This window comes from Pseudomonas sp. YJ42 (genome assembly GCF_047225135.1).
In the GTDB taxonomy this organism is placed as follows: Bacteria; Pseudomonadota; Gammaproteobacteria; order Pseudomonadales; family Pseudomonadaceae; genus Stutzerimonas; species Stutzerimonas stutzeri_E.
The window spans coordinates 2,617,137-2,642,745 of the sequence record NZ_CP178378.1 but is presented as its reverse complement, the minus strand read 5'-3'; the positions used below and the strand labels follow the sequence as shown (position 1 = coordinate 2,642,745).

At 62.7% G+C, this 25,609-nt stretch carries 22 protein-coding genes; 12 read left to right on the top strand and 10 right to left on the bottom strand.

Translation table 11 applies throughout. The features are described 5' to 3' along the window. Positions 1-453 precede the first annotated feature (453 nt). Positions 454-2,412, top strand: a complete 1,959-nt coding sequence (locus ACL0K2_RS12055; RefSeq protein ID WP_413042735.1) for a methyl-accepting chemotaxis protein — start codon at positions 454-456, stop codon at positions 2,410-2,412. Between the two features lie 222 nt (positions 2,413-2,634). Then, a complete protein-coding gene (locus tag ACL0K2_RS12050; protein WP_413042734.1) occupies positions 2,635-3,309 on the top strand; it encodes a hypothetical protein in 675 nt (224 codons plus the stop codon). 166 nt (positions 3,310-3,475) lie between these two features. On the opposite strand, the gene ACL0K2_RS12045 is transcribed toward ACL0K2_RS12050, so the two are convergent. The 4 genes from ACL0K2_RS12045 to ACL0K2_RS12030 all read right to left on the bottom strand — a co-directional run bounded on the left by ACL0K2_RS12045 (position 3,476) and on the right by ACL0K2_RS12030 (position 7,484). Then, positions 3,476-3,922 (bottom strand): DUF2147 domain-containing protein, encoded by a 447-nt coding sequence (locus tag ACL0K2_RS12045; protein ID WP_413042732.1) that lies wholly within the window; start codon positions 3,920-3,922, stop codon positions 3,476-3,478. Between the two features lie 104 nt (positions 3,923-4,026). After that, positions 4,027-4,977: an alpha/beta hydrolase gene (locus ACL0K2_RS12040; RefSeq protein ID WP_045160259.1), complete on the bottom strand. Its 951-nt coding sequence runs from the start codon at positions 4,975-4,977 to the stop codon at positions 4,027-4,029. After that, positions 4,974-5,291, bottom strand: a complete 318-nt coding sequence (locus ACL0K2_RS12035; RefSeq protein ID WP_045160262.1) for a DUF2218 domain-containing protein — start codon at positions 5,289-5,291, stop codon at positions 4,974-4,976. Before ACL0K2_RS12035 ends, ACL0K2_RS12040 begins: the two co-directional genes overlap by 4 nt. A gap of 54 nt (positions 5,292-5,345) precedes the next feature. After that, positions 5,346-7,484, bottom strand: coding sequence for a TonB-dependent siderophore receptor (locus ACL0K2_RS12030; protein WP_045160263.1), 2,139 nt, complete (start codon positions 7,482-7,484; stop codon positions 5,346-5,348). Positions 7,485-7,656: 172 nt separating this feature from the next. Here ACL0K2_RS12030 and ACL0K2_RS12025 point away from each other — a divergent pair, with 172 nt between their 5' ends. From ACL0K2_RS12025 to ACL0K2_RS12005, 5 genes are all read left to right on the top strand, one after another. Further along, on the top strand, positions 7,657-8,625 hold the full coding sequence (locus ACL0K2_RS12025) for a helix-turn-helix transcriptional regulator (protein WP_413042731.1): 969 nt from the start codon (positions 7,657-7,659) through the stop codon (positions 8,623-8,625). 111 nt (positions 8,626-8,736) lie between these two features. Further along, positions 8,737-9,060, top strand: a complete 324-nt coding sequence (locus tag ACL0K2_RS12020; RefSeq protein ID WP_413042730.1) for a hypothetical protein — start codon at positions 8,737-8,739, stop codon at positions 9,058-9,060. A gap of 267 nt (positions 9,061-9,327) precedes the next feature. Further along, complete coding sequence (locus tag ACL0K2_RS12015) at positions 9,328-10,095, top strand: substrate-binding periplasmic protein (protein ID WP_413042729.1); 768 nt, start codon at positions 9,328-9,330, stop codon at positions 10,093-10,095. Continuing rightward, positions 10,083-11,432 (top strand): diguanylate cyclase domain-containing protein, encoded by a 1,350-nt coding sequence (locus ACL0K2_RS12010; RefSeq protein WP_413042728.1) that lies wholly within the window; start codon positions 10,083-10,085, stop codon positions 11,430-11,432. The genes ACL0K2_RS12015 and ACL0K2_RS12010 overlap by 13 nt, the downstream gene beginning before the upstream one ends. A 15-nt stretch (positions 11,433-11,447) precedes the next feature. Continuing rightward, positions 11,448-12,179 (top strand): substrate-binding periplasmic protein, encoded by a 732-nt coding sequence (locus tag ACL0K2_RS12005; protein WP_413042727.1) that lies wholly within the window; start codon positions 11,448-11,450, stop codon positions 12,177-12,179. A 36-nt stretch (positions 12,180-12,215) separates the two neighbouring features. On the opposite strand, the gene ACL0K2_RS12000 is transcribed toward ACL0K2_RS12005, so the two are convergent. Continuing rightward, positions 12,216-13,835 carry an NAD(P)/FAD-dependent oxidoreductase gene (locus ACL0K2_RS12000; protein WP_413042726.1) on the bottom strand — a complete coding sequence of 540 codons (1,620 nt, stop codon included), beginning with the start codon at positions 13,833-13,835 and terminating at the stop codon, positions 12,216-12,218. Between the two features lie 163 nt (positions 13,836-13,998). Next, the gene (locus ACL0K2_RS11995; protein ID WP_413042725.1) at positions 13,999-14,730 is read right to left on the bottom strand and encodes a carbonic anhydrase; all 732 of its coding nucleotides are present in this window, start codon (positions 14,728-14,730) and stop codon (positions 13,999-14,001) included. Between the two features lie 301 nt (positions 14,731-15,031). Between ACL0K2_RS11995 and ACL0K2_RS11990 the strand changes: the two genes are divergently transcribed. The 3 genes from ACL0K2_RS11990 (at position 15,032) to ACL0K2_RS11980 (ending at position 17,391) form a co-directional block, all read left to right on the top strand. Next, positions 15,032-16,306, top strand: coding sequence for a PQQ-dependent sugar dehydrogenase (locus ACL0K2_RS11990; RefSeq protein ID WP_413042724.1), 1,275 nt, complete (start codon positions 15,032-15,034; stop codon positions 16,304-16,306). Between the two features lie 97 nt (positions 16,307-16,403). After that, complete coding sequence (locus ACL0K2_RS11985; protein WP_045160270.1) at positions 16,404-16,721, top strand: c-type cytochrome; 318 nt, start codon at positions 16,404-16,406, stop codon at positions 16,719-16,721. A gap of 211 nt (positions 16,722-16,932) precedes the next feature. Then, entirely contained in the window at positions 16,933-17,391 is a 459-nt protein-coding gene (locus ACL0K2_RS11980; protein ID WP_045160271.1) for a DUF1456 family protein, read from the top strand. A gap of 83 nt (positions 17,392-17,474) precedes the next feature. Here the strand turns inward: ACL0K2_RS11980 and ACL0K2_RS11975 are convergent, their stop codons facing one another. Beyond that, positions 17,475-17,864, bottom strand: coding sequence for a DUF4168 domain-containing protein (locus ACL0K2_RS11975; protein ID WP_413042723.1), 390 nt, complete (start codon positions 17,862-17,864; stop codon positions 17,475-17,477). A gap of 152 nt (positions 17,865-18,016) precedes the next feature. Between ACL0K2_RS11975 and ACL0K2_RS11970 the strand changes: the two genes are divergently transcribed. Both ACL0K2_RS11970 and ACL0K2_RS11965 read left to right on the top strand, forming a co-directional pair. Continuing rightward, on the top strand, positions 18,017-19,504 hold the full coding sequence (locus ACL0K2_RS11970; RefSeq protein ID WP_413042722.1) for an ATP-binding protein: 1,488 nt from the start codon (positions 18,017-18,019) through the stop codon (positions 19,502-19,504). Further along, positions 19,497-20,891: a sigma-54-dependent transcriptional regulator gene (locus ACL0K2_RS11965; protein ID WP_045160346.1), complete on the top strand. Its 1,395-nt coding sequence runs from the start codon at positions 19,497-19,499 to the stop codon at positions 20,889-20,891. Before ACL0K2_RS11970 ends, ACL0K2_RS11965 begins: the two co-directional genes overlap by 8 nt. An 86-nt stretch (positions 20,892-20,977) precedes the next feature. Here ACL0K2_RS11965 and ACL0K2_RS11960 read toward each other — a convergent pair whose 3' ends face one another. From ACL0K2_RS11960 to ACL0K2_RS11950, 3 genes are all read right to left on the bottom strand, one after another. Further along, positions 20,978-23,335, bottom strand: coding sequence for a putative bifunctional diguanylate cyclase/phosphodiesterase (locus ACL0K2_RS11960; protein ID WP_045160274.1), 2,358 nt, complete (start codon positions 23,333-23,335; stop codon positions 20,978-20,980). Continuing rightward, positions 23,322-24,410 (bottom strand): spermidine/putrescine ABC transporter substrate-binding protein, encoded by a 1,089-nt coding sequence (locus ACL0K2_RS11955; protein WP_045160276.1) that lies wholly within the window; start codon positions 24,408-24,410, stop codon positions 23,322-23,324. Before ACL0K2_RS11955 ends, ACL0K2_RS11960 begins: the two co-directional genes overlap by 14 nt. Before the next feature lie 209 nt (positions 24,411-24,619). After that, a complete protein-coding gene (locus ACL0K2_RS11950; protein ID WP_045160277.1) occupies positions 24,620-25,195 on the bottom strand; it encodes an antibiotic biosynthesis monooxygenase in 576 nt (191 codons plus the stop codon). Positions 25,196-25,609: the final 414 nt, after the last annotated feature.

Here is a 25,609-nt window from a genome sequence, read left to right as displayed (position 1 = left end):
ATACGGCGTGGGCCGATAGCCGCCGTGCGGCCTGTTACCTTTCGTAATGAAGGAAAGCTAACAGGCGATAGCCCGCCTTTTTGCAGGCGTGAACGTGGTTGACCTGGGGCTCACCTGAAGAGAGGAGAGCCCTATGCGGCATCGAGCAAGGCTGCTGCTGCCCGGGGTGCCGTCGCATTGGAAACAGCGATTCAAAAAGGAGATAGAGCAGGCTTTTGGGCGTCGAGCGGGGCGGGGGCGGCGGGAGGCCGAAGTGCTCGATATGGCTAGACCTTCCGTGAAGTCGTGTCGGCCCTATTACTCCAAACGACACCGCCATTCTAGAAAACGACCCCTATGAAGCCGATTCAGGCAGTCCAGCTAAAAACAATTGCCATGCGGTCGACAGAGTGAGAGACAGACATCTATGGCCAGTGGCCATTTCATTTGCCACACCTCGAATGGAAGATGACGATGCTCGGTTTCGCAACGGCCAAACTGGCCAATTTGGGAACGGCCACGAAGCTCGCCCTCGGTTTCGGCCTGGTCTTGCTGTTGACCGCCGTGGTCGCCGTCGTTGGACTGACAGCCTTGCGTTCGGTAGATATGCGATTCGACGAACTCAAGCGCGTGTCGTCAATAAAAACCGAGGTCCTGTACATCCGCAGCATCGAGCAGCATTTCACCGCTAGCGGCGACGCTAAGCATGTAAAGGCGCTCAACGACAAAGTCGCCACTACCCTGGCCAACGTCGCGGAACTCAAGTCGCAACTTGGTGAGGCCCAGCAAGAGGGCCTCACCAGCGTTGAGCTAGCGCTCGCTGAATACCAAGATGCATTCACCCGTTTCGTGCAGGTTTCAGACGCCAAGGCCATTGCGCTCGACTCCGCCTACTGGTCAGTGGTCAGCGCTTCCAACAGTCTCGATATCCTGCAGAGTGGGCTGGTGGAAGACGGCCTCTATGATTTAAAGGAATCCCAGGGGCAGCAAGGCGCCGAAATGGTCGGCCAGGGCCAGCAGATCGCTCAGCTGTACAGCTTGATTCTTTCTGCACTGAATGAAGCCCGCCAACGCCTGCAGCAGAGCGACGAAAAGTCTGCTACAACCATCCACCAGGCCCAGGCAGCGCTTGACCTCGCTAACTCGCTCATGGAGGCGCTGGACCGTGGCATGTACGGTGCGGTGTTGACCGAGGTGGTGGGCAACATCAGGTCGTTCAACGACAGATTGGGGGATTACACCCAAGCATTGGAAGACGGTGCCCGCCTTTACACTGAAATGAACAATCGTGCGGAAGGCGCGCTTGAGGCTGCGGATAAGGCCTATCAGGCTCAGCAAGACGCCATGCAGGTCGATCTAGTCGCGAGCAGCCGCTTGATTTTGCTTGCTTCCGGATTGGCGCTAATCGTCGGCATTCTCGCTTCGCTGTTGATAACCCGCCTCATCGTCCGCCCCCTGCGCGAAGTGATACAGGCCGCCAATCAAATCGCTCGGGGAGACCTGAGCGCGCAGATTGTGGTTAACCGTCGTGATGAGTTCGGCCAGCTAATGCAGGCGATGCAGGAGATGTCGAAGAGCCTGCGTGGGATCGTAGGCCGCCTGCAGGGCGCGGTGACGCAAATCGCTGACTCTGCGGAGAAGGTCGCGGGCGTTACCGCCAAAGCGAGGGACGGCGTGTTGCGGCAGAGAGTCGAGATCGATCAGGTTGCCACCGCGATGAATGAGATGTCCGCTACCGTTCACGAAGTGGCTCGCAACGCCGAGGAGGCGGCTGGTTCAACTCGAATGGCCGACCGCACGGTTGGCAACGGGCATGCGATGGTCAAACAAAGCCTGGAGCGGGTGACTCAATTGGTCGACTCGGTCCAGGAAGCGGTCCGAGGCATCGATGCGCTGAGCGAAGAAAGCCAAAACATCGGCACTGTGCTCGACGTCATCAAGAGCGTTGCCGAGCAGACCAACCTGCTCGCGTTGAACGCTGCCATCGAGGCGGCGCGCGCCGGCGAGCAAGGGCGGGGCTTTGCCGTGGTGGCCGATGAGGTCCGCTCGCTCGCCCGGCGCACCCAGCAATCGACGGCCGAAATCCAGCATCTGATCGATACGCTGCAGAACGGCGCGAAGGTGTCGGTGCGGCAGATGCAGCACAGCAACGATCTTGTCCAGTCGACAGCCACCGACGCGAACCAGACGGCACTCGCTCTGAGCGAGATCGCCGCCGCGGTATCCATCATTCAGCAGATGAACCAGCAGATCGCCACGGCCGCCGAGGAGCAGACCGCTGTGGCCGAAGAAATCAATCGCAGTGTCATCAGCATCCGGGACGTCGCAGACCTGTCGTTCACGACGATGGAAGAAACGACAAACTCGCTCGATCAGTTCAGGGAACTCAGCCATGAACTGCAGGCGCTGACCGGACATTTCCGTGTGAATTGAGCGTTGGGCAGCGGGCCCTAGGGGGGGGCTGTAGCCGGAAAAAATACGGCACGCCATGGGCATTGTTTCAGCTGTGACCACAATCACGTCGCGCCTGGACTCACCGACTAATGGCGATTGAGTATCACGGCGTTATCCGCAAGTATGCGCCCCTCTTTGACCCGTGCTGACAAGCAAGTCAGCGCATGTCGTCTGTAATCATCGGAACGGATGCCTTTCCCCATGTCTCGTCTTGTTGCGCTCGCGATTGCTTTTGTCTTGCTCAGTGGTTGTGCCTACGGTCGAAAGGCCGATTACGCACATAGCTATCCGACCCTTTCAGCCGCTCCCATCCAGGCGGTCGAAGTGCAGGTGACGGACGCACGACCGTACGTGCTATCAGGTAACAAGAAAGGCACCTTCGTTGGCCTTGTGCGCGGCAGTTATTACATCCCCTACGACGTGAACACCCGCTCGGGTCTGCCATTGGCCGAAGATCTGCAAGCTGCGTTGGTCGGTGGGTTCGAGCGCAAGGGCGTCTCGACGCACTTGGCTGAGGCAGACGCACGAAAGGCATCGAAATCGGAAACCTTGCTGCTTGCCGTCTTTGTACACGAATGGAAAAGCGAAGCCGCCTTTGGAGAAATCCTGACCTACTCGCTACGTGCGGAGCTGATCGACCAATCCGGACAGCGCCTGGCGACGGCACAGGCCAGCGGGTCGGACCGTGTTTACGGCTACACTCAAGCAGGCCAGGCGGCGCTCGCTTCGCTGCTGGCCCAGCCAACGCTCATGCAGGTGTTCGGCGGTGATGCCGTGACCGACACAGCACAAGACGAGCCGGTACAGATCGCGCCGGTGCGCAAGGCGGCGGCCGAACTGTATATACCGGGCTTCGGGCGGGATGGCGTTTATTGATCGTCGCCGGCGCCCGCTTCACCGACCATCTGCCATCATCCAAGCGCCCCGCGCCAGTAACGGAACGGGGTGCTTACAAACAACCGAATGTTCGGCTATCCCGAGCCGGTCGCGCCGAGTCCCCAGCCGGTGAGCCTGCCAGGCGCGCCCCGGTAGAGGTTTAAGCTTACTGGCGAATCCAGGTCTGGGTGCGGCCCAGCGCTTCAATGCCGACGTACCCGCGCATCTCCAACTTATCTCCGCCTTCGAGCAGCGTCACCTTGGCGCGGTAAGTCTTGCCTTTGGCTGGATCGAGGATGGTGCCGCCGGTCCATACACGTTCGCCGTCGGGCTTGAGTCCCCAGAGAATGGTCATGCCGGTGATCGGCTGGTCTTTGCGCTCGCCGTCGCAGGCACTGCATATCGGATTCTGGCCATGGTCCGATTGCAGGATCTCCGCCACTTTACCGCTCAGTGTTCCGTCGGCGGCCTCTTGAATGTCGACGATGGACTTGGGCTTGCCGGTTTCGTCATCGATGGTCTGCCAGCGGCCGGCGGGTGACTCGGCGGCAAGGGCCAGTGACGAGAGCGAGAGTGGCAGGGCCAGCAGCAGGGCATTGAAAAGAGGACGCATGGTGTCTCCAGTGATGGAAAAGGCAGCGCCGACTCTAGCATCGGACATTTGCCTGCACTTGCCCTGGCCGGCTGACCGGTCGGTTCTCGTCGCTTTCGTCATCTTCAGTCGTCCTGATCGCGGGATGGCTGGCGTCCGATCGCGGCCGCCAACACCAGTGCCACGACCGAGCTGTGTGCGGCGTTGGTGCCGTGGTTGGCTCCCGGAAACAGCTGGAATGCGCTGTTCAGGCCGTGGCCGGACAGCCGCTGCAGACGGTCGACCAGATCCCGGGCATTGCCGACCATGCGCCGCTCGGCCATATGGCGCTGGCGCGGGTCGTCCATGTCGGCATCCGCCGCGGGCTCTTCGGCACCGCCAGCGGTGACCAGCAGGCGCGCGGCGACAGGCTGGTCCGCGAGCTGCCATTCGAATGCGGCGAGTGTGCGTTCGACATAGCCCTGGTACCACCAGATCGACGGACTGGCGGCCACATAGCCCTGAAATGCCTGCGGATTGGTGAACAGTGTGTAGAGGGTGAACAGGCCGCCGTAGGAATGGCCGAACAGGGTCTGCCGTCGGGCGTCTACCGGGTAGCGCTTGGCGATCACGGGTTTGAGTTCGTGCTCGATAAAGGCCAGAAAGTCATCGGCACCGCCCGATGGCGGTGGTTCGCGGCCCGGCAGGCGCTGGCGATCGTCGGCTTTGGGCGTGTAATCCTCGGCACGCGCCTTGAAGTCGTACAGGGCCTCGCCGGTGTAGCCGATGCCGACCACCAGTACCGAATCGCGAAGATTAGGGGCGGGCCGATCCTCTAGGGCCTGGGCCTGGATCGCCAACCCCGGAAACAGGGCGTTGCCATCCAGCACATAGAGCACCGGATAGCCACCCGGCGGTGGCGCGTGTCGCGGCTCCGAGACGAAGATGCGGTAGTCCTTGCCAGTGCGTTGCGAATGCAGGTCACGCTGGCTGCTGTGCGGTAGCTGAACTGGCTGCCAGCCGGCTTGTTCCCTGGCGTGTGCCTGTACGGCGGCAAGTCCCAGAATGGCGAGCAAGGCGAGCAGGGCGCCTTTCATGGCTCGGCCTGCCTGTGGCTTGGCGGTAGCGGCCCGTCCAGCCAGTTCACCTTCAGTGCTTCGTCGCCCGAGAAGCGATGGAGGTGGTCGTCGATGACGAAGCGCAGGCGCTTTTCCGCCTCGCCGGCCTCGGCCTGGCAGTCGATCAGCAGTCGCTCGTCATCGGCGAGCATCCGGCACTGGCCGAAGGCGAATTCGACCTGCGCCTGACGCTCATCCAGCTGGACTTCGGCCTTGTGCGCGAAGTGTTTGCACAGCCGCATCATGTTGCGGGACGCGCGGGGTGTCGCCACCTGGGCGTGAAAATGGGGCATGGTGATCTCCGGAAGTCAGCCGCCGACGCCTACGGGCGCAGGCGGCCAGGTGGATCAGAACTCGTAACGGGCGCCCACCGTGAAGCTGCGTGACGGCCCGTAGAAGTTGAAGGTGCCGACGCTGCCAACTCGCGAAACGTATTTGCGGTCGAGCAGGTTGTTCACGTCGAAGGTGCCGGTCAGCTTGTCGGTGATCGGGTAGGACAACTTGGCATCCACCACTGCATATCCCGGTGCGCTGAGGCGCGGGCTGCCGGCGCGTTCGATGTAGTAGTCGCTCATCGCGGTCACGCCACCACCGATCCCCAGGCCGCGCAGGGCACCGCCGGGCAGGGTGTACTTGGTCCACAGCGAGGCCTGGTGCTGGGGCATCAGCGCGAAGAGCGCGTTGTCGTCACCGGCCAGGTTCTCGGTCTTCATGTAGGTGTAGCCGGCCAGCACTTCCCAGTCGGAGGTCAGGTAGCCGCTGATTTCCAGTTCGCCACCGCGGATGCGGGTCTTGCCGGTGGCCTCGTAGACGCCGCTGATCGGCGCGCCACTGTCATCGATGGCGCCGGCCGCGCGGTTCTCGTCGGTGAGCTGGAAGGCGGTGATGCGCGCGTTCAGGTCGCCGCCGAAATAGCTGCCCTTGATGCCTACCTCGTACTGCTCGCCTTCGCGCGGGTCGATGATGCGGCCGTCGGCACCGGCCTCGCTCTGTGGCTTGAATACCTGCGAGTAGCTGGCGTAGAGGGAGTGCTGGTCATCCAGATCGAACACCAGGCCGCCGTAGGGCGTGATATAGCCGGACTCGCGCACATCCTGCGTGGCGCTGCTGTTCTCGCCTTCGAAGCTGCTGACCCGCGCGCCACCGATCAGCGCCAGGCGCTGGATCGGGCGGAAGGTCAGCTTGGCGTAGAGGCCGGCTTCGCGCTCATCGGTTTCGGTCGGTGTGCCGAAGGTGACGTTCGGCTTGCTGGTGTCGCCCGGCTGGTAGCTGGCGACGTCGATGGCGCCGAGATTGCCGCGGGCGTCCGCGTACTCGGTCTCGTAGCGTTTGAAATCGCTGCCGATGACGAACTCGCTGACCTGCCCGAGCAGCTCGAACGGCTGGCTGTAGTTGGCATCGACGGCGAGGGTGTCCTGCTCCAGATCGCGGGCGGTGTAGGCCAGGCTGGTGGCGCCGCTGTTGACGTTGCGCGCGGTGAAGGCATAGAGGTAATCGGTCGCGCGCCTGGAGCCGCGCACCGCCACGCGACCGTAGCCGCCATTGTCGAAGCGATGGGTCAGCTCGGCGACGACGTCGGTGCCGCGACTGTCGAAATCACCCCAGTCGGCGCCCAGGTAGGTCGAGCGGCTGAAGTCTTCCAGGCTGCCGTCGATGGCGGCCGGATAGCCGTTGTGCGGAAGGATGTCCTTGGTCTGGTGGATCAGCCCGAAAGACATGACGGTGGCGTCGGACAGGTCGATGTCCAGTGCGCCATAGAAGCTCTCGCTGGTGTTGGCGTTGTAGTCGACCTCGCCGTTGGTGTCGGCGCGGGAGATGACCGTACGGCCGCGCACGCGCCCCTGCTCGTCGAGCGGGCCGGACAGGTCCGCTTCCAGGTAATGGGTGTCCCAGCTGCCGTAGCGCCCGGTCAGGCTGCCCTGGACCTCGCGAGTCGGGCGCTTGCGCACCATGTTGACGATGCCGCCCATCTCGCTGGTGCTGTTGAACAGCCCGGACGGCCCGCGCATGACCTCGACCCGATCGAACGGCGACAGCGACGGCAGCGTGCCGTTGATGCTGGCCATCGGCGCGGGCAGTCCATCGATGTTGAATTCGTCGTACTCGTAGCCGCGTGCATAGATCGACGAGCGCCCGCTGTCGTTGCTCAGGGTGCGCAGGCCGGTGGAGTACTTAGCCAGGTCATCCAGGTTCACGAACTGGCGGTCGCGGATGTAATCGCTGGTGTACACGCTGATCGACTGCGGGATGTCGCGCAGTTCGGCCGGCGTCTTGGTGCCGACGGTGGCGGCCGGCACGGTGTAGCCGCCGCTTTGCTCCGAAGACGGCATGTCGTACAGGCGGTTGCCTTCGACGGTGATGCTCTCCAGCTGCACCGGTTCGGCCTGAGCGGCGACACTCTGCGCCAGGGCGCTCAACGGAAACGGGGCGAGCAGGCCGGCAAGCAGCAATGGCCTGAGGCTTGAGGTGCGGAGAATTCTGTCCATGGGCGGCTCCTGTCGCAGCGGCGGCGACGTGTTGGCAAACGTTCGCGCTGCTTAATGATAATTATTTGCATCAAAAGATGTCGACGCGTAGTCTGCCACCCAGTCGCTTCGCGAACCTTTGCGGGGCCGAACATTTGCTTTGCAATCCCGTCAGTTCGAGGCGCAGCGCCGCATGAATCAAGCTGATCACATCATTCGTGGCGATGAGTTGCCGGCCATGAGCAGGCCGGGGCTGCGCCTGTCCAACGAGGATGACGACCGCCTGCTCTACGGCCGAGTGAAGTGGGCGCAGCTGCGTGATGGCCTGTCGCTGCACTGGTCCGATTGCGAAGAGCTGCAGGATTTCGTCACCGAAAACGTGGTTGGTCCGCGGGTATCGTTCGTGCTCTTTCTGCAGGGCCAGAGCCGGGTCAGCTATGGCGATCTGCCGCTGACGCTCGGTCAGCCGGCGTCGCGGCAGGCACCCGAGGGCGTGGCGGTTTCGATGAACGAACCGGTGCTGTTCCGCCGCCAGGCGCGCCGCGGCAGTCATATCCGCAAGCTGGTGGTGAGCCTGACGCCGGACTGGTTCGAAGGGCGCGGGGAGGGTGTCGGCTCGAGCGATGGCGCGATCCGTCGCTTCATGGATAGCCACCTGGTGCCGCGTGTCTGGATGCCCTCGGCGCGGCTGCTGACGTTGGCCGACCAGATGCTCAACCCGCCCGGCTACGACACGCTGCTTCAGGGCCTGTACCTGGAAAGCCGCGCACTGGATATCGCCTGCGAGGCACTGATCAGCCTGGGTGATCGCTCGGCGTCGGCGGAACAGGGCCTGCGCCCGCAGGAGTACCGCCGTCTGCAACGCCTCCTTGCGCTCCTCGACAGCGGTGAGGCTGACGACTGGACGCTGGAGCGCATCGCCCGGGAGGTGGGCGTCAATGCCACCACGCTGCAGCGGCAGTTTCGCCTGTTCAAGGGCATGACCGTGTTCGAGTACCAGCGTGCCCGCCGGCTGCAGCTGGCGCGGGAGGCTTTGGAGCGCGAAGGTGCCAGCGTCAACGAGGCCGCCTGGCGCGCCGGCTACAACAGTCCGGCCAACTTCGCCACGGCATTCAAACGCCAGTTCGGCATCCGCCCGCGGCAGGTGCGGGCGCGGGTTTGAATGCTCGGAAGGTGTGCCGTAAGACTTTTGCCCGCGGCCACATCTCGCGGCTGCTTGTTAAGCCGCCACCGCCGCGCCATGCTCGCCACCGGTATTCAAAGGAGCGATTCGATGAAACAGGGATTGTTGGCTACGGTGCTGCTGGCTGTGTTAGTGACACAGGCGCAGGCCGGTTTCCAGAAGGACAGGGAGGCGTTCGACATGCGCCAGGCCGAGCTCGACCAACGTTGCGAGTCGGCCCGGGAGGCGAAGCTGGCGCCGCTGCGCGAAGCGGCGTTTCAGGACTGCATGAGAACGACCCGCAACAGTCGCGCCGAGACCGAGTGTCGGCGCAAGACCGCCGGTGAAAACGGCAACCGGGCCGGCGGTGCGCCTCGCTTCTATGACGCGCCTGCCTGCGTAGAGGCGTTCGAGCACAAGCGACAGCGGCCCTGAGCGGGAACCGCGGGCGTGCCGCGTAACGCGTGATATAGCCCGGCTGACGATTGAACAAGCTGGCCCGGCGATCTACGCCATGTGAGCGGCGCCTCTTCCCCCACATTCCCGCCCCCATCGGGCTCGCCATACGTCGGAGAGCTGTGGACGGGCACGCCCATCTGCTCAAGTGTGATGGGCTGGCGCCGACAAAGGGGGTATCTGATTGATTCTAGTGGCCTGCCCCCGATGCCGGCCCGGATTCCTTGATCCCTCCGAGGACACTGCATGCGTTCGTCCTGTCTCCGCGATCTGAGCGTCGCCCTTGTCCTGCTAGTGTCCGGGGCCTATAGCGCGCTCACCTATGCCCATGCAATCACCGCGGTCACCGAAGAGCTGCCCCCCTACAACATGACCATCGACGGCAAGCTGACCGGCATGGGCACCGAGGTGGTAGAGGCCGTTCTGGAAGAGCTTGGGGAAACCGCGCGTATTCAATCGATGCCCTGGGCGCGCGCCTATGACATCGCGCTCAATACCGAAAACGTGCTGATCTATTCAATTGCCAGAACTCCGCAGCGCGAGGCGCTGTTCAAGTGGGTGGGCGTCATCGCGCCGACGCGCTGGTACCTGTTCTCGCTACCTGGCATGCACTTCAATCTGAAGAGCCTTGAGGACGCAAAGCAATATCAGATCGCTACGGTCAAGGAGGATGTCGGAGAGCAGTATCTGATCAGCAACGGCTTTGCCGTGGGGCGCAATCTGCAGTCGAGCAATAAATACGAACACAACTACCAGAAGCTCAAGGCCGGGCGGGTAGATCTATGGATTTCCAACGAGCTCAACGCTCACTATCTGGTGCGCCAGGGCAGCGGTAATCCAAACGAAGCTGCCGTCCCTCAGTTAAGCCTGGACGACCTCGGTGGCACCAATGGACTGTGTTTGGCGTTCAGCCGCAAAACCTCGGATGAGCGCGTCGAGCAGTTCCGCCAGGCTTTGGCGCGTGTACGCGCTGATGGTCGCTATGACGCGATCGCCGCTAAATGGCTGAAATGAACGCGCACGACAGTCCTGACCCCGCAGCCCTTTTGCAGCGACGGACTGGCTCGCTCGGACGTCGTCTGGTGCTGGCCACGCTCGGCTTTTGCCTGCTGTTTACGCTGGTCACTGTCGGGGTGCGGACCTGGTCGGCCTGGCAGACCAGCCTGGCGGCGATGAATGCGGAGCTGGTGCTGATCGATCAGGTGTTTCAAAGCAACCTGGCCAAGGCGATCTGGGAAATGGACAGCGATGCACTGCGGACGCAGATCGACAGCGTCGCCAAGGCGGCCCCGGTCGGTCGCGTCGAATTGCAGATCATCCGTGCAGGGCGCGAGCCGCAAATCATTCAGCGCGAGCGCGCGCAGCAGCAGGTTCGGCACCGAGCGCCGACGTTGCAGCATTCCCTGACGTACGAGCCTTATCCGGGGGCCCTTGAGACGGTGGGCGAGCTGAAGCTAGAAGGAAACGAAGGACTGCTCTGGGAGCGGCTGATTGATGAGATCACCAATATTGTCATCACCCAGGTCATCCAGTCGCTTTTGCTGGCCGGGCTGATAATGTGGATGTTCAACCGCAGCGTCACTCTGCATGTGCGCCGGATTGCCCGTCACCTGACTCTCCTGACGCCTGAGAATCTGGATCAGACCCTGCGACTCGAGCGCCCCTTGAAGCGCCACGATGAGCTGAGCCTGCTGGAATCCGGCGTCAACGGCCTGCAGGCGAAACTTTCGGCATACCTCGAACGACAACATCTGGATGAGCTGGCGCTAGCCGCGCATCGAGATCGCCTGGCCGAATTGGTCGAAGAACGTACCATCGAGTTGAGTGCCGCCAACGTGTTGCTCGAAGAGCTGTCGCGCAGCGACCCGCTGACCGGGCTGGCCAATCGTCGACATTTCGACGAGATCAAGGAGGTCGAATTTCGTCGTGCGCTTCGGTTGGGCCAGCCCTTGGCGGTGCTGATGTGCGACGTCGACCATTTCAAGCGCTACAACGATGCCCACGGCCACGCGTCCGGTGATCGCTGCTTGCAGATCGTGTCCGAGACCCTGACGAACACCTTTGGTCGGGCCGGCGAGTTAGTTGCGCGCTTGGGTGGCGAGGAGTTCGTGGTGCTCCTGCCAGGCTCGGATCGGGACAGTGCCAGGCGCGCGGCTGAACGCCTGCAACAACGGTTGGCCGAGCGGGCCCTGCCCCATGGCGACTCACCGGTTTCGTCACAGGTGACGCTGAGCATTGGCGTTGCCGCACTCGATGCCGAAACCATGGATCATTTCGACCTCTTGCTGCACAGCGCCGACGAGGCCCTCTATCGGGCCAAGGCGCAGGGCCGCGATCGGGTTGCCGACTAAGATACCGAGGCTCATATGATGCTCCCGTTTGTCGTTCGTATCGCCTTGCTGTGGACCTGCCTGGTGCCCTGCGTTCAGGCAGAGACAATCCGTGTAGTCACTGAAGAGACGTCGTTCAGTTACCTGCGACAGGGCCGGGTGGTCGGTCCAGCGACCCAGGTGGTGGAGGCAACCCTTGCGCGTGCGGGTCTGGATGATTACCGCATTGGCCTGTATCCCTGGGCACGGGCCTATGACATGGCGCTGCGCGAGCCGAACGTGCTGATCTATCTCATCGCTCGCACCCCCGAGCGCGAAGGTCAGTTTCATTGGGCCGGAGAAATCCTGCGAATCGACTACCACCTGTACCGGCTGCCCTCACGGAAAGACGTCCAGATCGCGCAGCTGGAGGATGCCAAGCAGTACCGTATCGGGGCGTTGCGCGGGGATGTCCGCTATCGCTATCTGCAGGACGAGGGATTTACCAAACTGGTGGTAACTGTCTCGAACGCAGACAGCTTCAAGCTCCTGAGCAACGGTCAGGTCGATTTGGTACCGATGTCGAAACAAGGCGTCAGGATGTTCTGCACTGAGGAGGGGCTCGCTGATGGCTGTCTGGAGCGCGTCCTTACTCTCAACACCGCCACGAGCCTTTATATGGCTTACAGCCTGCAAAGCAGTGAGGACGTGGTGCTGCGCACCCAGGCGGCTTTCGAGTCTCTGCAAGCGGATGGGACAGTAGCCCGCCTCATGGCAGGGCAGCGCTGAACGAGGCCGGCGCTGCCGACGTTACGCCCGTCTCGCTCAGCCCTGCAGGTCGGCCAGCATCGCGGTGGCCACCGCTTCGGCGACCTTGATGCCATCGACACCGGCGGAGAGGATGCCGCCGGCGTACCCGGCGCCTTCACCGGCCGGATACAGGCCGCGGGTGTTGATGCTTTGCAGGGTCTCGTTGTCGCGCTTGATCCGCACCGGTGAAGAGGTTCGTGTTTCGATGCCGGTAAGCACCGCGTCGGCGCGATCGAAACCGCGGATCTGCTTGCCGAAGGCCGGCAGTGCTTCGCGAATGGCCTCGATCACGTAGTCGGGAAGCGAAGGTGCCAGGTCGCCCGGCCGAACGCCCGGCTTGTAGGACGGCTCGACCTCACCGAATGCGCTCGACGCCCGGCCACGAATGAAGTCGCCCACCAGCTGCCCCGGCGCGCAGTAATCGCTACCGCCCAGCTCGAATGCGCGCGATTCCAATCGTTCCTGCAGCTCGACGCCAGCCAGCGGACCGCCGGGGAAATCTTCATCCGGATTGATGCCGACGACGATGCCGGCGTTGGCGTTGCGCTCGTTGCGCGAATACTGGCTCATGCCGTTAGTGACCACGCGGTTGGGCTCGGAGGTCGCCGCCACCACAGTGCCGCCCGGGCACATGCAGAAGCTATAGACCGCTCGGCCGTTCTTGGCGTGGTAGACCAGCTTGTAGTCGGCCGCGCCCAGTTCAGGGTGCCCGGCATACTTGCCCAGGCGGGCCTGGTCGATCAGTGACTGCGGGTGCTCGATACGAAAGCCCACGGCGAAGGGCTTGGCCTCGATATAGACGCCGCGCTCGTGGAGCATGCGGAAGGTGTCGCGTGAGCTGTGGCCGAGCGCCAAGACGACATAGCGGCTGCGCAGCTCTTCGCCGCTGGCCATGCGCACGCCCTGGATGCGGCCGTCTTCGATGATGAAATCGACCACGCGGCTGTCGAATCGCACCTCACCGCCCAGCGCCTTGATTTCTTCGCGCATGGTCGAGACGACGCCGGTCAGGCGGAAGGTGCCAATGTGGGGTTTGCTGACGAACATGATTTCTTCCGGCGCGCCGGCGCGGACGAACTCGTGCATCACCTTGCGGCCGTAGAACTTCGGGTCCTTGATCTGGCTGTAGAGTTTGCCGTCGGAGAACAGCCCGGCGCCGCCTTCGCCGAACTGCACGTTGGATTCCGGGCTCAGCACTTTCTTGCGCCATAGTGCCCAGGTGTCCTTGGTGCGGCTGCGTACATCACGCCCGCGTTCCAGCACGATCGGCCGGAAGCCCATCTGCGCCAGCGTCAGCGCGGCGAACAGGCCACACGGGCCGAAACCGATCACCAGCGGACGTTCGTTCAGCCCCTCGGGTGCCGTGCCGACAGGGTAATAGCCGGTGTCCGGCGAGACGCGGATATTTCGGTCATCGGCCAGGCGTTCGAGCACTTTGTCTTCGTTCGCTACGCTGGCGTCGATGATGTAGACGAAGGTGATCTCGCTGTTCTTCTTGCGCGCGTCATAGCTACGCTTGAATACACTGAAGTCGAGCAGCTCGTTGTCGCTAATCTTCAGGCGCGCAACGATGGCTTGGCGCAGGGCCTCGGCGGGGTGATCGAGCGGCAGTTGCAGTTCGTTGATGCGAATCATGGCGAGTCCTGGCCGGTAGCCCCGGCAGAGGTGAGGTGAGCGGGCGTAAACCGACGATTTGCGCGGCGCGCAGTGTAGCGGTGACGGCTCCCACTGTCATGAATTCGGAATGCCACGAACGAGCCGGCCATCGCTGATGCGACGCCCGGCTGAGCGAGTTGATCTATTGCAGGATCGTTCGCGCGTTAACGGGTTGTAGCGGACGGTTGTTGGCATGTCCGACGGCCTTCGTGAGGGCTTCGATCTGTGCAAGGGATGCCGCGATAGGTTGCTTGAGAACCAGCCAGCGGACCCCTTCCGAACAGGGCGGCGTGGTGAGTGAGCCGTTGAAGCGGTAGTAATCCAGATCGGCTGGCAGCATGTCTCCGATATTCACTCGCTGCGGCAAGAGCTGCTTTGTGCCTTCGGCCGGCGGGGTGTTCCAGAGGCTGGCCAGCACGGTGTTCTGCTTGCCCTCCTTGAACATCACTGCGAGCACGACAAGGTGTCCCATCTCATCGGAATGAACCAGATGCCCTTCTAACGGATAAGAATGTCCCTTGATCTGGTTTTCACTGGGCATGTGGAAGTGGAACTGGATGAGCTGATACTGCTTGCCGTCCAGGGTGAGAGTGCTCCCTGGCTCGTAAGCCACTTGCACGGTGTGACCATTATTGACGACCTCGCTCGCACCAGCGGTGTAGTCCAGCTTCAATGGCGTAAGTTCTGCCTCGATGAATCCGTCCAGGTTGACGGGCGATTGGTTCTGCCCCGCACAGGAATGGAATTCAGGAGTTAGTTTCGCCCAGTTCTGCGGACCTGCTTCGCCCGAATAATCCCAATGCGTACCTGGCGTGACGGCCCAGGCATTGGCGCAGGCAATCATTACGCCGATCGCAAGTGCGGCTTTTCTCATGCTCATTTTCCTTTTCTGGTTATTGATTCAACAAGCTCGAAGCGGCAGCTCTGAAATAATTTGAAATAGGACATTGCAAGCTTGACGGACCATTTACTGAGCAGCAGTCGTCTTCGACGCAATTGCTTTAGGGTCGAGGAGCAGCAGGAGCGCTGATGCAGTCGCCTGGTAATGGCCTGGGATGACGCTACGCTGTGATATAGCTCACGTTTCAATGTAGTTCATGCGCGCAGCTGCGCAGGCGCCGAGCACAACAATAAACCTCGTCCAGCGAGACGATTCCTCAATGAGGTTGGTGCCCATGAAATATGCTCCCGTTAGCTTGATCGCCTTTGCCATGTGTGTGGCTGGAGCTGCCTTGGCTGCGCCCGCCAGCGACGAAGCGTTGGAGCGCATGCGGTCGATGAAGACGACCGGCCAGTCGCTCGACATGAAGACCGTGCCGCAGGACGGCGAGATCGCCGATGCCATTCGCCAGAACCTTAAACGCATCAAATTACCGGAAGGCTTCAAGATCGAGCTGTACGCGGTGGTACCCGGCGCGCGGCACATGGCGGTGGGGCCGTCCAGCGGCGTGGTGTTCGTCGGCACGCGCAAGACCGATCTCTGGGCGGTCACCGATCGCACCAAGAACCGCACCGCCGATGAAGTGAAGCGCTTCGCCCCGGCGATTTCCTTCACGCAGCCAGGGCCCTGTTTCAGTCCGGACGGTTTCCTTTTCGTCGCCGAGCACAACCGCGTACTGGTGTTTCCGGCGGCGGAATTTTTCTACGAAGGTCCGGATGTCGCGGCCGATATCGTGGTGCCGACCGGCGAGCTGATCCCGACCGACGAGGAGAGCTACAACCATGGCGCGCGGGTGTGCGCCGTGGGGCCGGACAACAGACTCACCGTCTCTCTGGGCCAACCGCATAACGTGCCGCCGAAAGACAAGCTCGAGCTGTACAACCAGCACGGCATTGGCGGCATCGTGCGCATGGAGCGCGACGGTAGCAAACGTGAGGTTTATGCCACCGGTATACGCAACTCGGTGGGGATCACTTACCACCCGACCAGTAAAGAGCTGTGGTTCACCGACAACCAGGTGGATGGCATGGGCGACGACAGTCCGCCCGGTGAAATTAATCACGCGCCGAAGGCCGGGATGAAGTTCGGTATGCCCTGGTACGGCGGCGGTCAGGTACGCACCACTGAGTACGCCGACGAGACTCCGCCGGAGGGCCTGACCTTCCCGGTGGTGGAAACCGTGGCTCATGCGGCCGACATGGGGTTGCTCTTCTATACCGGCAAGATGTTTCCAGAGAAATACCGCGGTGGCCTGTTCAGCGCGCAGCGGGGCAGCTGGAATCGCACCGTGCCGGCTGGTGCGCGGGTGATGTTCACCCCATTTCCCGCCGATGGCTCGGCACCGGCCGGCGAGACGCAGCCCTTCGCTGAAGGCTGGCTGGACGAGGAAACCGGCGAATACTACGGCCGCATCGTCGATGTGGCGCAGCTGAAGGATGGCTCGCTGCTGGTCAGTGACGACACTGCTGGGGCGATCTATCGGATTTCCTACGAGGGCGGTTCGGACTGACGTCAACCTTTTCTGCCTGGCCGTCTGGTTCGCTCATCCGAGCTCGGCGGCGTCGTTCACGGGAGACACTCGTATGGTTAGAAATCGTCGCGGCGGGATGCTCGTACCCTGGCTGATGCTGCTGACGCTGCTGTTCACGACCGAGGCGAGGGCGGCGGATATCAATGCTGGGCAAGCCAAGGCCGGGATGTGCACGGCCTGCCATGGCCTCGACGGATTGAGCAAGGTCGCCGATGCACCGAATCTGGCGGGCAACGGCGAGCTCTATCTGGTACGGCAGCTCAAGGCCTTTCGCAGCGGTGAGCGCAAGCATCCACAGATGTCGCTCGTCGCCGCCGGCCTGAGCGATGACGACATCGCCAATCTGGCCGCCTGGTACGCGGCGATCAAGGTCAGTGTCGAGCTGCCGCAATAGCACGCGCGCGCATTGCCCAGCCGTGGGCATTGATCGCAGCATTTTCCTGAAATGCCCTGCCTATCCTCTATACTCGCGGCCCATTCAGGCCGGCCTGCTTTCATTGCTGGCATCAGACCGACCCGCCGGTGACCGTTTGACGGCCGCTCGCAACGAATCAACAGATCGAGCCGCGGCGTCGCGCGCTCTCATCCACGAAGAAGGATTGCCCATGGTCAATAACGATGTGTTGCGCAGCCTGCGTTACATCCTGAACGTAAGCGACGCGAAGCTCGTCGAGATCACCCGTCTGGCCGGCTACGAAGTTGGCGAAGCCGATATGGTCGCCTTCCTGAAGAAAGATGACGAGGAGGGCTACAAGCTCTGCAGCGACGAAGTCATGGCGCACTTTCTCGATGGCCTGGTGATCTACAAGCGCGGCAAGGACGAAAGCCGTCCGACCCCGCCGATCGAGTTGCCGGTGACCAACAACATGGTGCTGAAGAAGCTGCGCGTAGCCTTCGAGTTGAAGGAAGACGACATGCACGCAGTCCTCAAGGCGGCCGACTTTCCGGTATCCAAGCCGGAGCTCAGCGCGCTGTTCCGCAAGGTCGGGCACAGCAACTACCGGGTCTGCGGCGACCAGCTGCTGCGCAACTTCCTCAAGGGGCTGGCGCTGCGCGGTAACTGATCGGACGGTTTGTTCGCCGGGCCCTTTCCCGGACCGAAAAAAGCCCCGCCGATGCGGGCGGGGCTCGTTGAACCTGCGATCGCTTAGTTCTGAACCATCGCAATGACCCGGTCACGCAGTTGCGGGTCGTTTTGTACCGCCTGGTTGATGGCGTTGTATTCCTCGATGCTGAGGTCGTTTTCCACCACGGTGTTCATCATTTTCTCGTTGGCTTCTTGCTGCAACTGCTGGGCCTCGGCTGGGTCACCGGTCTTTTCCAGCTTGGCGGTGAAATCCTCGCGGATCTCCATGATCTCGCCCAGCGAGTCGGCGAACTTCTCCAGCTTCTTGTCGCTGATGTCTGCTGCCTGCACCCCGGGTGCGGGTTGTGTGGCCGGCGCCTGATTCGCTTCCTGCGCCACTACCTGAGAGGCACTGGCGGCGATAAGAAGGGCGGCGAGGCTGGAAACGAGGCGGGCGTTTAGCTTGGTCATGTGCGATTCATCCTGCGATTTAAAAGACACAAGGCGCAGTGCATCAGCCATGCCAGACCGGGTCGTTAGTTCCAAGCTATTGATACCAAAAACATTTCTCCATCCGTCCTGACGCCCTCGACGCTGTGGGACACGACCTGTATCGTGCCAGAATGGCACATGTAGCAGTTTGGCAAAGAACTTCGACGTTACGCGGCGCGCTGTTGTTGAAGGTAGTGGTGCCCCTGGTGGCGATCATGCTCGGCTTCAGCTATCTGCTGCTGTGGACGGTCGAGCGCAACAGCGAGCGGCGTTTGCAGGAAGAGGTCGAACTGGTGGCGCGGGCGGTTCGGCTGCCACTCAGCGACAGCCTGGAAAAGCAGCACGACCGCACCTCACAGCAGGTATTGGAGTCGGTGCTCGGCGTCGGCCGCGTCTACGGCGCCTATCTCTATGACGATCAGGGCGAGCTGGTGGCTTTTGCCGGGGCCATCGAACCGGATCAGGATCAGTCCTCCATTCAGGAACTCACGGCCGACGGTAAGCGTCGCGGTGGTTATCAGCGCATCCGCGGGCGCGAGGTCTATTCCTATTTTCTCCCACTTGAACAAAGTGGCGGGCGCATCAACGGCCTGTTGCAGGTCACCCGGCGCTGGAACGATTTCGAGAGCGATACCCGGCGCTTGCGCATGATCGCGGGTATTTCCGCCGCGGTGCTGGCGCTGGCCGCGGTCTGCATCGTTCTGCTCGGCCACTGGTCGGCGATCGGGCGCCACTTGCAGCAACTGACGCAGAGCATGGCGAGGGTCGCCTCCGGTGATCGTCAGCATCGCGCGCCGCGCAGTGGCCCGCAGGAAATCGCCGTGCTCGGCCGCGCACTGAACCGCATGCTCGACAGTATCGCCGACGCCGAGCAGCGCATGGCCGAGCAGAAGGCGCGCGAGGCGGAACTCGAGAGTCGGTTGCGGCGCACTCAGCAACTGGCGGCGGTAGGCCGCTTGGCTGCAGGCGTGGCGCATGAACTGGGCAGCCCGCTCAGCGTCATCGATGGCAAGGCCCAGCGCGTCTTGCGCAGTGAGACGCTGGAGGACGGCCAGCGCAAGGGGCTGCTGCAAATCCGCAGTCAGGTGCAGCGGTTGAGCGAGATCGTCCGTCAGTTGTTGGACTTTGGCCGCGCTGCCGGCCGCCCGCCACGGCGCATGCCCGCCGATGTGCTGGCGCATTCGTCGGCCGCCGCGGTGGCCGACGAGCTGGCCACGTTGAAGGTCGAGCTGCAGCTCCAGGCACCAGCGGCTGCCCTGTATTGCGAGGTGGACCCGCCACGTTTCGAGCAGGCGTTGACCAACCTGCTGCGCAACGCGGCCCAGGCCAGTCCGGGCGGACGGGTGGTGCTGCGCTGGTGGCAGGAAGCCGATTGCCTGATCTTTCAAGTCGAGGACGACGGGCCGGGTGTGGCCGAGCAACACCGCGCCGCGCTGTTCGAGCCGTTCTTCACCACCAAACCGGTGGGTAAGGGCAGTGGGCTCGGACTGGCCGTTGCGCATGGCGTAGTGGCCGAGTGCGGTGGCCGTCTCGAGCTGGTCGAGAGCCCGCTGGGTGGCGCGGCGTTTCGTATTTCCCTGGCGCTCGCCAATGAGGATGACACTCATGCAAATGGATGAAATCGCCCCGCAGCGGGTGTTGGTCGTGGAGGACGACGACAGCCTGCGTCAGTTGCTGGTCGAAGAACTGGAGGATCGCTCACTGCAGGTGCGTGCCGTGGCGAGCGCAGAGGACGCCGTGCCGCTGCTCGACAGTTGGGAGCCGGAACTGCTGATAAGTGACCTGCGGTTGCCGGGCGCTGATGGTATGGCGCTATTGCGGCGGGTCAAGGCGATGCAGGCCGCGCCGGCGTTTGTGGTGATCACCGCGTTCGGCAGCATCCAGCAGGCGGTGGCGGCGTTGAAAGAGGGCGCCGATGAATTCCTCACCAAGCCGCTGGATCTCGAACACCTCGGGCTTGCCGTGTCGCGCGCGCTGGAGACGCGGCGGCTACGCGACGAGGTGCGGCGCTTTCAGCAACTGCTCAGCGATGACCGCTTCCACGGCATGCTTGGCCGCAGTCGGGTGATGCGGGAACTGTTCGACCAGATCAGGCAGTTGGCGCGTGCCGCCGGGCCTGTGCTGGTGATTGGGGAAAGCGGCACCGGTAAGGAATTGGTCGCTCGCGCTGTGCATGCTGAGAGCGAACGGGCGCAACGACCCTTCCTGGCGATCAACTGTGCAGGCTTGCCGGCCGAGCTGCTGGAAAGCGAATTCTTCGGTCACGCGGCCGGTGCCTTCACCGGTGCCAGCCGCGCGCACAAAGGGCTGTTCCAGCAGGCCGACGGTGGCACGCTATTCCTCGACGAAATTGGCGAAATGCCGTTGCCGCTGCAGGCCAAACTGCTGCGCGTATTGCAGGAGGGCACCATTCGGCCAGTGGGCGGCGAGCGCGAACTGAGCGTCGATGTGCGCATCATCGCGGCCAGCAACCGGCCGCTGGAAACCGCTGCCGGCCGCGAGTCGTTTCGCGAAGACCTTTTTTTTCGCCTGGAAACCTTCATCCTCCAGGTGCCGCCGCTGCGCGATCGCGAGGAGGACCGCGAGTTGCTCGCCGCCGGCTTCGTCGCCCGCTTCGCTGCGCGCGACGGTCGGCCGGTGCGCGGTCTGTCGCGCACAGCCCTGGAACAGCTGAGGCGCTACCCCTTTCCCGGCAATGTGCGTGAGCTGCAGAACGCCATGGAGCGGGCGGTCACCTTCTGTCATGGCCGCAGCATCGAGCTGGAGCACCTACCAACGCGCATCGCCAGCTACCAGGAGACCGCGCCCGAAGCCCGCTCGGATGAACTGCTCGGGCTGATGATCGACGGGCCCTTGCTGCCTACGCTGGACGAGCTGGAAATGCGCTACATCCGTCACGTGCTGGAGCGGGTCGAGGGCAACAAACGACGTGCCGCTGCATTGCTTGGGATCGGTCGGCGCACCCTGTATCGCCGGCTGGGCGAGAAGGAGCAGGACGAGGCGTAAGTCAGCCGTTAACTTCGCCCATGGTTCGCGGCTTCGAGCGGGGCTCGGCATCCTGATGCCGCACCCGATTAGCCCCCCTGCGCCTGTCAGCGCAGGGCGACCATCTGCGGTTCCAGCTGCAGTTCGGCCGAGCGATTGCGGATCGCCACCCATTCAAGCAATGCGGTTACCGAGCGCGGCGGTGAAATCAGGTAACCCTGAAACAGATCGCAGCCGGCCTGCAACAATGCGGACTGCTTTTCCAGCGTATCCACGCCTTCGGCATTGACCCGTTTGCCCTGGGCCTGACAGAACGCGATGATCGCCTTCAGGCTCTCCTGCATTTCAGTACGGGTCAGACGTTCGACGATCGCCATGTCCAGCTTGATGGTATCGGCCGGGTATTCGAGCAATTGCTGGATCGACGTGTAACCGACACCGAAATCGTCGATGGCCACTCGGAAGCCGGCCATGCGGATCGCGTGCACCACTTCCATGGTGTTACGGCTCAGCTCGGCGGCGTAGGTCTCGGTGAGTTCGATCTCGATGCGGTTCGGGCAGATGCGGTAATGCGCGGCGCGCTCGATCAGGTAGTTGCACAAACGGTCATCGGTCAGCTGCGCCGAGGACACGTTGATCGCCAGAATCACCCCCTCGCCAAACAGACGAACCAGTTCTGGGTAGCCCGCCAACGCATTGTCGATCACCCAGCTGTCGATCTTCGGAAACAGCCCGGCGCGCTCGGCGATAGGAATGAACTCTCCCGGCGATACCGTGCCCAGCAACGGCGAATGCCAGCGCAGCAGCACTTCGCAGCTGGCCACGGCCCCTTGGCGATCCACCGCAGGCATGTAAACCAGGCGGAACTGCTCGTCGCCATCGAGCAGGCGCAACTGTTCCTCCACCAGGCGGATGCGCTGGTTGCGTTGCTCGAGCTCCGCCGAAAAGGCCACCGCGACGTTCTTGCTCTCGGCCTTGGCCTGATACATCGCGGTGTCGGCACGGGTCAGCAATTGGGTGATCGTGTTGGCATCGGTGGGATAGCGGGCAGTGCCGATACTGACGCTCACCGGATAGATGCGATCGTCCAAGTGAAAGCCGCCTCGGCACAGGCCCAGCAACGCGTCGGTGAGTGCCGGCAAGGTATCGTTGCCGGCATCGGCCATCAGCAGTACGGCGAATTCGTCGCCGGAAAGGCGGGCGAACGCGGCCTCGGTGTCCGGGTGGGTCTGGTGGTGATGTTCGAGCACGCCCTGCACGCGTTTGGCGAAGATTTGCAGCAGCGCATCGCCTGCATCGTGGCCGTGCTGGTCGTTGACCTGCTTGAAATCGTCCAGATCGAGAAACAGCAGTGCCAGCTGTCGACCGCTTTGTGCGCACTGATCGTACATGGCGGTGGCCAGTACGCCGAAGTGGGCACGGTTGCTGATGTGGGTCAGGCTGTCGGTCCAGGAAATCTCCTGGATACGCTGCAGCGCGGCGGTGTTGCGCTCGTGGAGGGTCTTCATGTTCAGTGTCAGGCGACCGATCTCACCGCCGTCGCTGGGCTCGTCCAGGGCGTCGCGCTTGCACAGCAGCAGGTCGGTGAGCTGGCTGTCGAGGTGGCTGATGGGGTCGGTGATGTAGCGGCGGATCAGCAACAACAAGAGCCCGATGGATATCAGGCAGATGAGCGAGCCGCCGACCAGAAAGGCCAGGCTCAGCGTTTGCAGACGTGCGGCAATGTAATCGGCCGGCGGCGTCAGCCGTGCATGCAGCGAACGTGACAGCTCGATATCGGCTGACAGACCCGGCGGGGCCGACGGCAATTTGGAGGCGATCTCGATTTGCGCGCCGTATTCCTTTTCCAGGCGCTGCTTCAGCGCGACGAAGCGGTCCGGTCGCACGGCCAGTTGCACGGCAAAGGCCTCCGTGCGCTGGCTTGGTAATGGCCGGCTGTTGGACGCCGACAGCAGAAAGTCGGTGTCCAGCAGTAGCGGTCCGCCATCGGCGCCGTCCAGGTAGCTCATAGTGCCCGTGTCGGCAGCCTGCCTGGCCTCGCGAACGAGCTGTTGCTGCCTGGCGCTCATGGTGGCGAATGGCGACAGGCTGCTTTCGAAGTAATACGCCGCCTCACCGTCGGGCTGGACGATGGCGAACGAGACGAAGGACAGCCGGCTTGTGGACAATGAGCGGATGCTTTGTTGAATACGCAAGCCCAGCGTCTCGTTGCGGTAGCCGGTATTGGTCTCGCGCAGAAACAACAATAGCGCCTCGCTCTCCATGATCGAGTTGAGCACGCTGCGGTTGAACGCCTCGTAGTCCAGGTACGCGGACTTCAGCATGGACAACTGTTGTGCCAGACGCGCCTCTTCGAGGCCGAACAGGGAAGCCCGCTGGGTCAGGTAGGCAGTGGTCGCGGCCAGCAGCTGAATGATCAGGATGACCGGAAAGATCACCAGCAGCGCGCGCTTACCGAGCGTCATGGGCGTTTATCAGTGCGCTGATGATGCGCCGCCGCGTCTGCGTGGCTTGCGGTGGGCGCGTCTCGAACGTCTGGCTGCGCTCCAGTACGTCCTCTGGCGGATAGATGGTCACATCCTGGCGGATCGCGTCCGGCAACAGGGCTCGGGCCGCGGCGTTGGGAGTCGCGACGCCCAGTTCGGTGGCGTTCAATGCGGCGATCTCGGGATCGCTGATGAAGTTCAGGAAGCGGTAGGCCAGGTCCTTGTTCGGCGTGCTTGCCGGAATCGACAGGCAATCGACCCACAGCAACGTGCCTTCTTGGGGCACTACATAGCGCCAGGGCTCCCCTTCGATGCCCTCGGTCTGGTTGAGTACCTGCTGATCGCCGCTGTAGGCCAGCGCCATGTCGGCCTGGTCGAGGTAGCGCCGCCGCCCCAGCGAGGTGATTGCGTATTCGTAGGTCAACACAGCGCTGGCCTGCGCCCGGAGCAGCTCGAACGCCGCCTTGAGTTCGTCATTATTCGAGGTGTTGATTGAGCGCCGTTGGAAGAGTAACGGTGCGGCGAGAATATCCTCGTGATCTTCCATCATGATGATGTGCGGCTTCTCGCGTTCGGTCGGCTGCAACAGTTCAGCCCAGGATTGCGGCGCCTCGGCGAGGCGATCCGCGCGATAGGCGATGCCCAGGGTGCCCCACAGGTAGGGCATGCTGTAACGCCCGCAGCTGTTACGCCAGCGCTGCGAGACGTTGCTCAGATTGGGTAGTGGCGTGTCGCTGATGGGCTCGAGCAGCCCGCGTTGGCCGAATCGATCGGAGCTGATCAGCTCGGTCAAGGCAATGTCGATCTGATGGTCCGGTTTGGCAAGGATCTCGTCGCGCTTGTCCCCGCTGTCGAAATAGATCTGCTGGATGCCCACGCCGGTTTCATCCTGCCAGCGCTGTATTACTGCTTCGCTCAGGTATTCCTCCCAGTTGAGCAGCGTCAGGGTCTGCGCCGCGCGAACGCCGGTCGATGGAAACATCAGGCCGAGGGCGACCAGCGCCGCGACGCCGAGGCGTCGGCTGTAAGAAGAGCCCAGGTTCTTGTTGTTCATCCATTGCTCCATTCGCTATGGCACTGCCCGACCTCGCCCTTGGTTTCCCGGCGGGGCGTGGCGGTGCTCGCCTGCTTTCAAACACCTGCGTATCGGCTCGAGAAGTACCGAGGGCTGAGCACGCGGGCATCAATCGGCTATCGGCTCACCTAGATGGCACTTTAATGGCGTCAGACGAATGGCGACAATATCTTTGTGGGCTGTTCCGATCAGCGGACAGGAGCCGCTTGTTTGCCGTGGCGAACGCGCGGGCGAGGCGGTGTCTGTAGCCAGGCGGTCAGCAGGCGGGTGGAGAGTGGGATGAATAGATAAGTCATCAGCGGCGTCAGCGCCAGCGTGGAAACCAGGATGCGCATTACCAGGCTGAGCTCGCTGAGTGCGCCGCCAAACAACAGGTTGAACAGCAGCGACACGGGAAAGAACGCCAACCAGATCGCCACGCTCTGCTTCCAACGAGGCGGTGTTGGGCTGTCGACGCCGCCGAACCAGGCGTCGATGCCGCGAGCGCGTTGCTCGTGGGGCTGGCCGAACAATTCGCCACCACGCTGCAACCAGGCCCGGCGTGAAGCGGAGTGCTCCCAGGTGTCGAGGGTTTGTTCGTCGGCGAAGCGGAAGACGATCTGGAATTCGTCGTCTCCGGGCGGCGGGGCCAGCACGCCGGAGCCGAGGTAGCCGGGAAAATCCGCAGCCAGCTGTTCGCCTTCGTGCAGCCAGGCGAGTAGATCTTGGTAGCGGCCATCACGCACACGGCGGGCCACCATCAGGGTGACGGGTTCGGTAGACATCGTGTATCTCCAGCATCGGACCGGCTACCCGGATAGGGTTTTCGGCAAACGCAGCGCCGGGGTGATGGGCTGCGTTATGGCTCAGGCAAGGATCATGCCCTGGTCTTCAGCACGCGCCAGACCTTGTGAGGTCGGCGCATCCGAAGGCGACGGCGCACTATACGGAGAATTTTTGCACTTGGAAGGGGCGTTCACGCCGGGAATGGGGCGGCGGCACCCGGCGTCCCGGGCCAGTACCGATTCCGCTACGCGTTTCGGCGAGATGTTCGCCGGTAAACCAGGACCGCCCCGCCTCCGTGTGCTGCTGGATACATCGCGGAACCGCAACGTCGGATGCACACTTTGTGAACGACGCGCTTGAAACGACGCCTGCGCTCAGTCCTACTAGAAGCCATGGCGCGTGCCTGTCCGGTG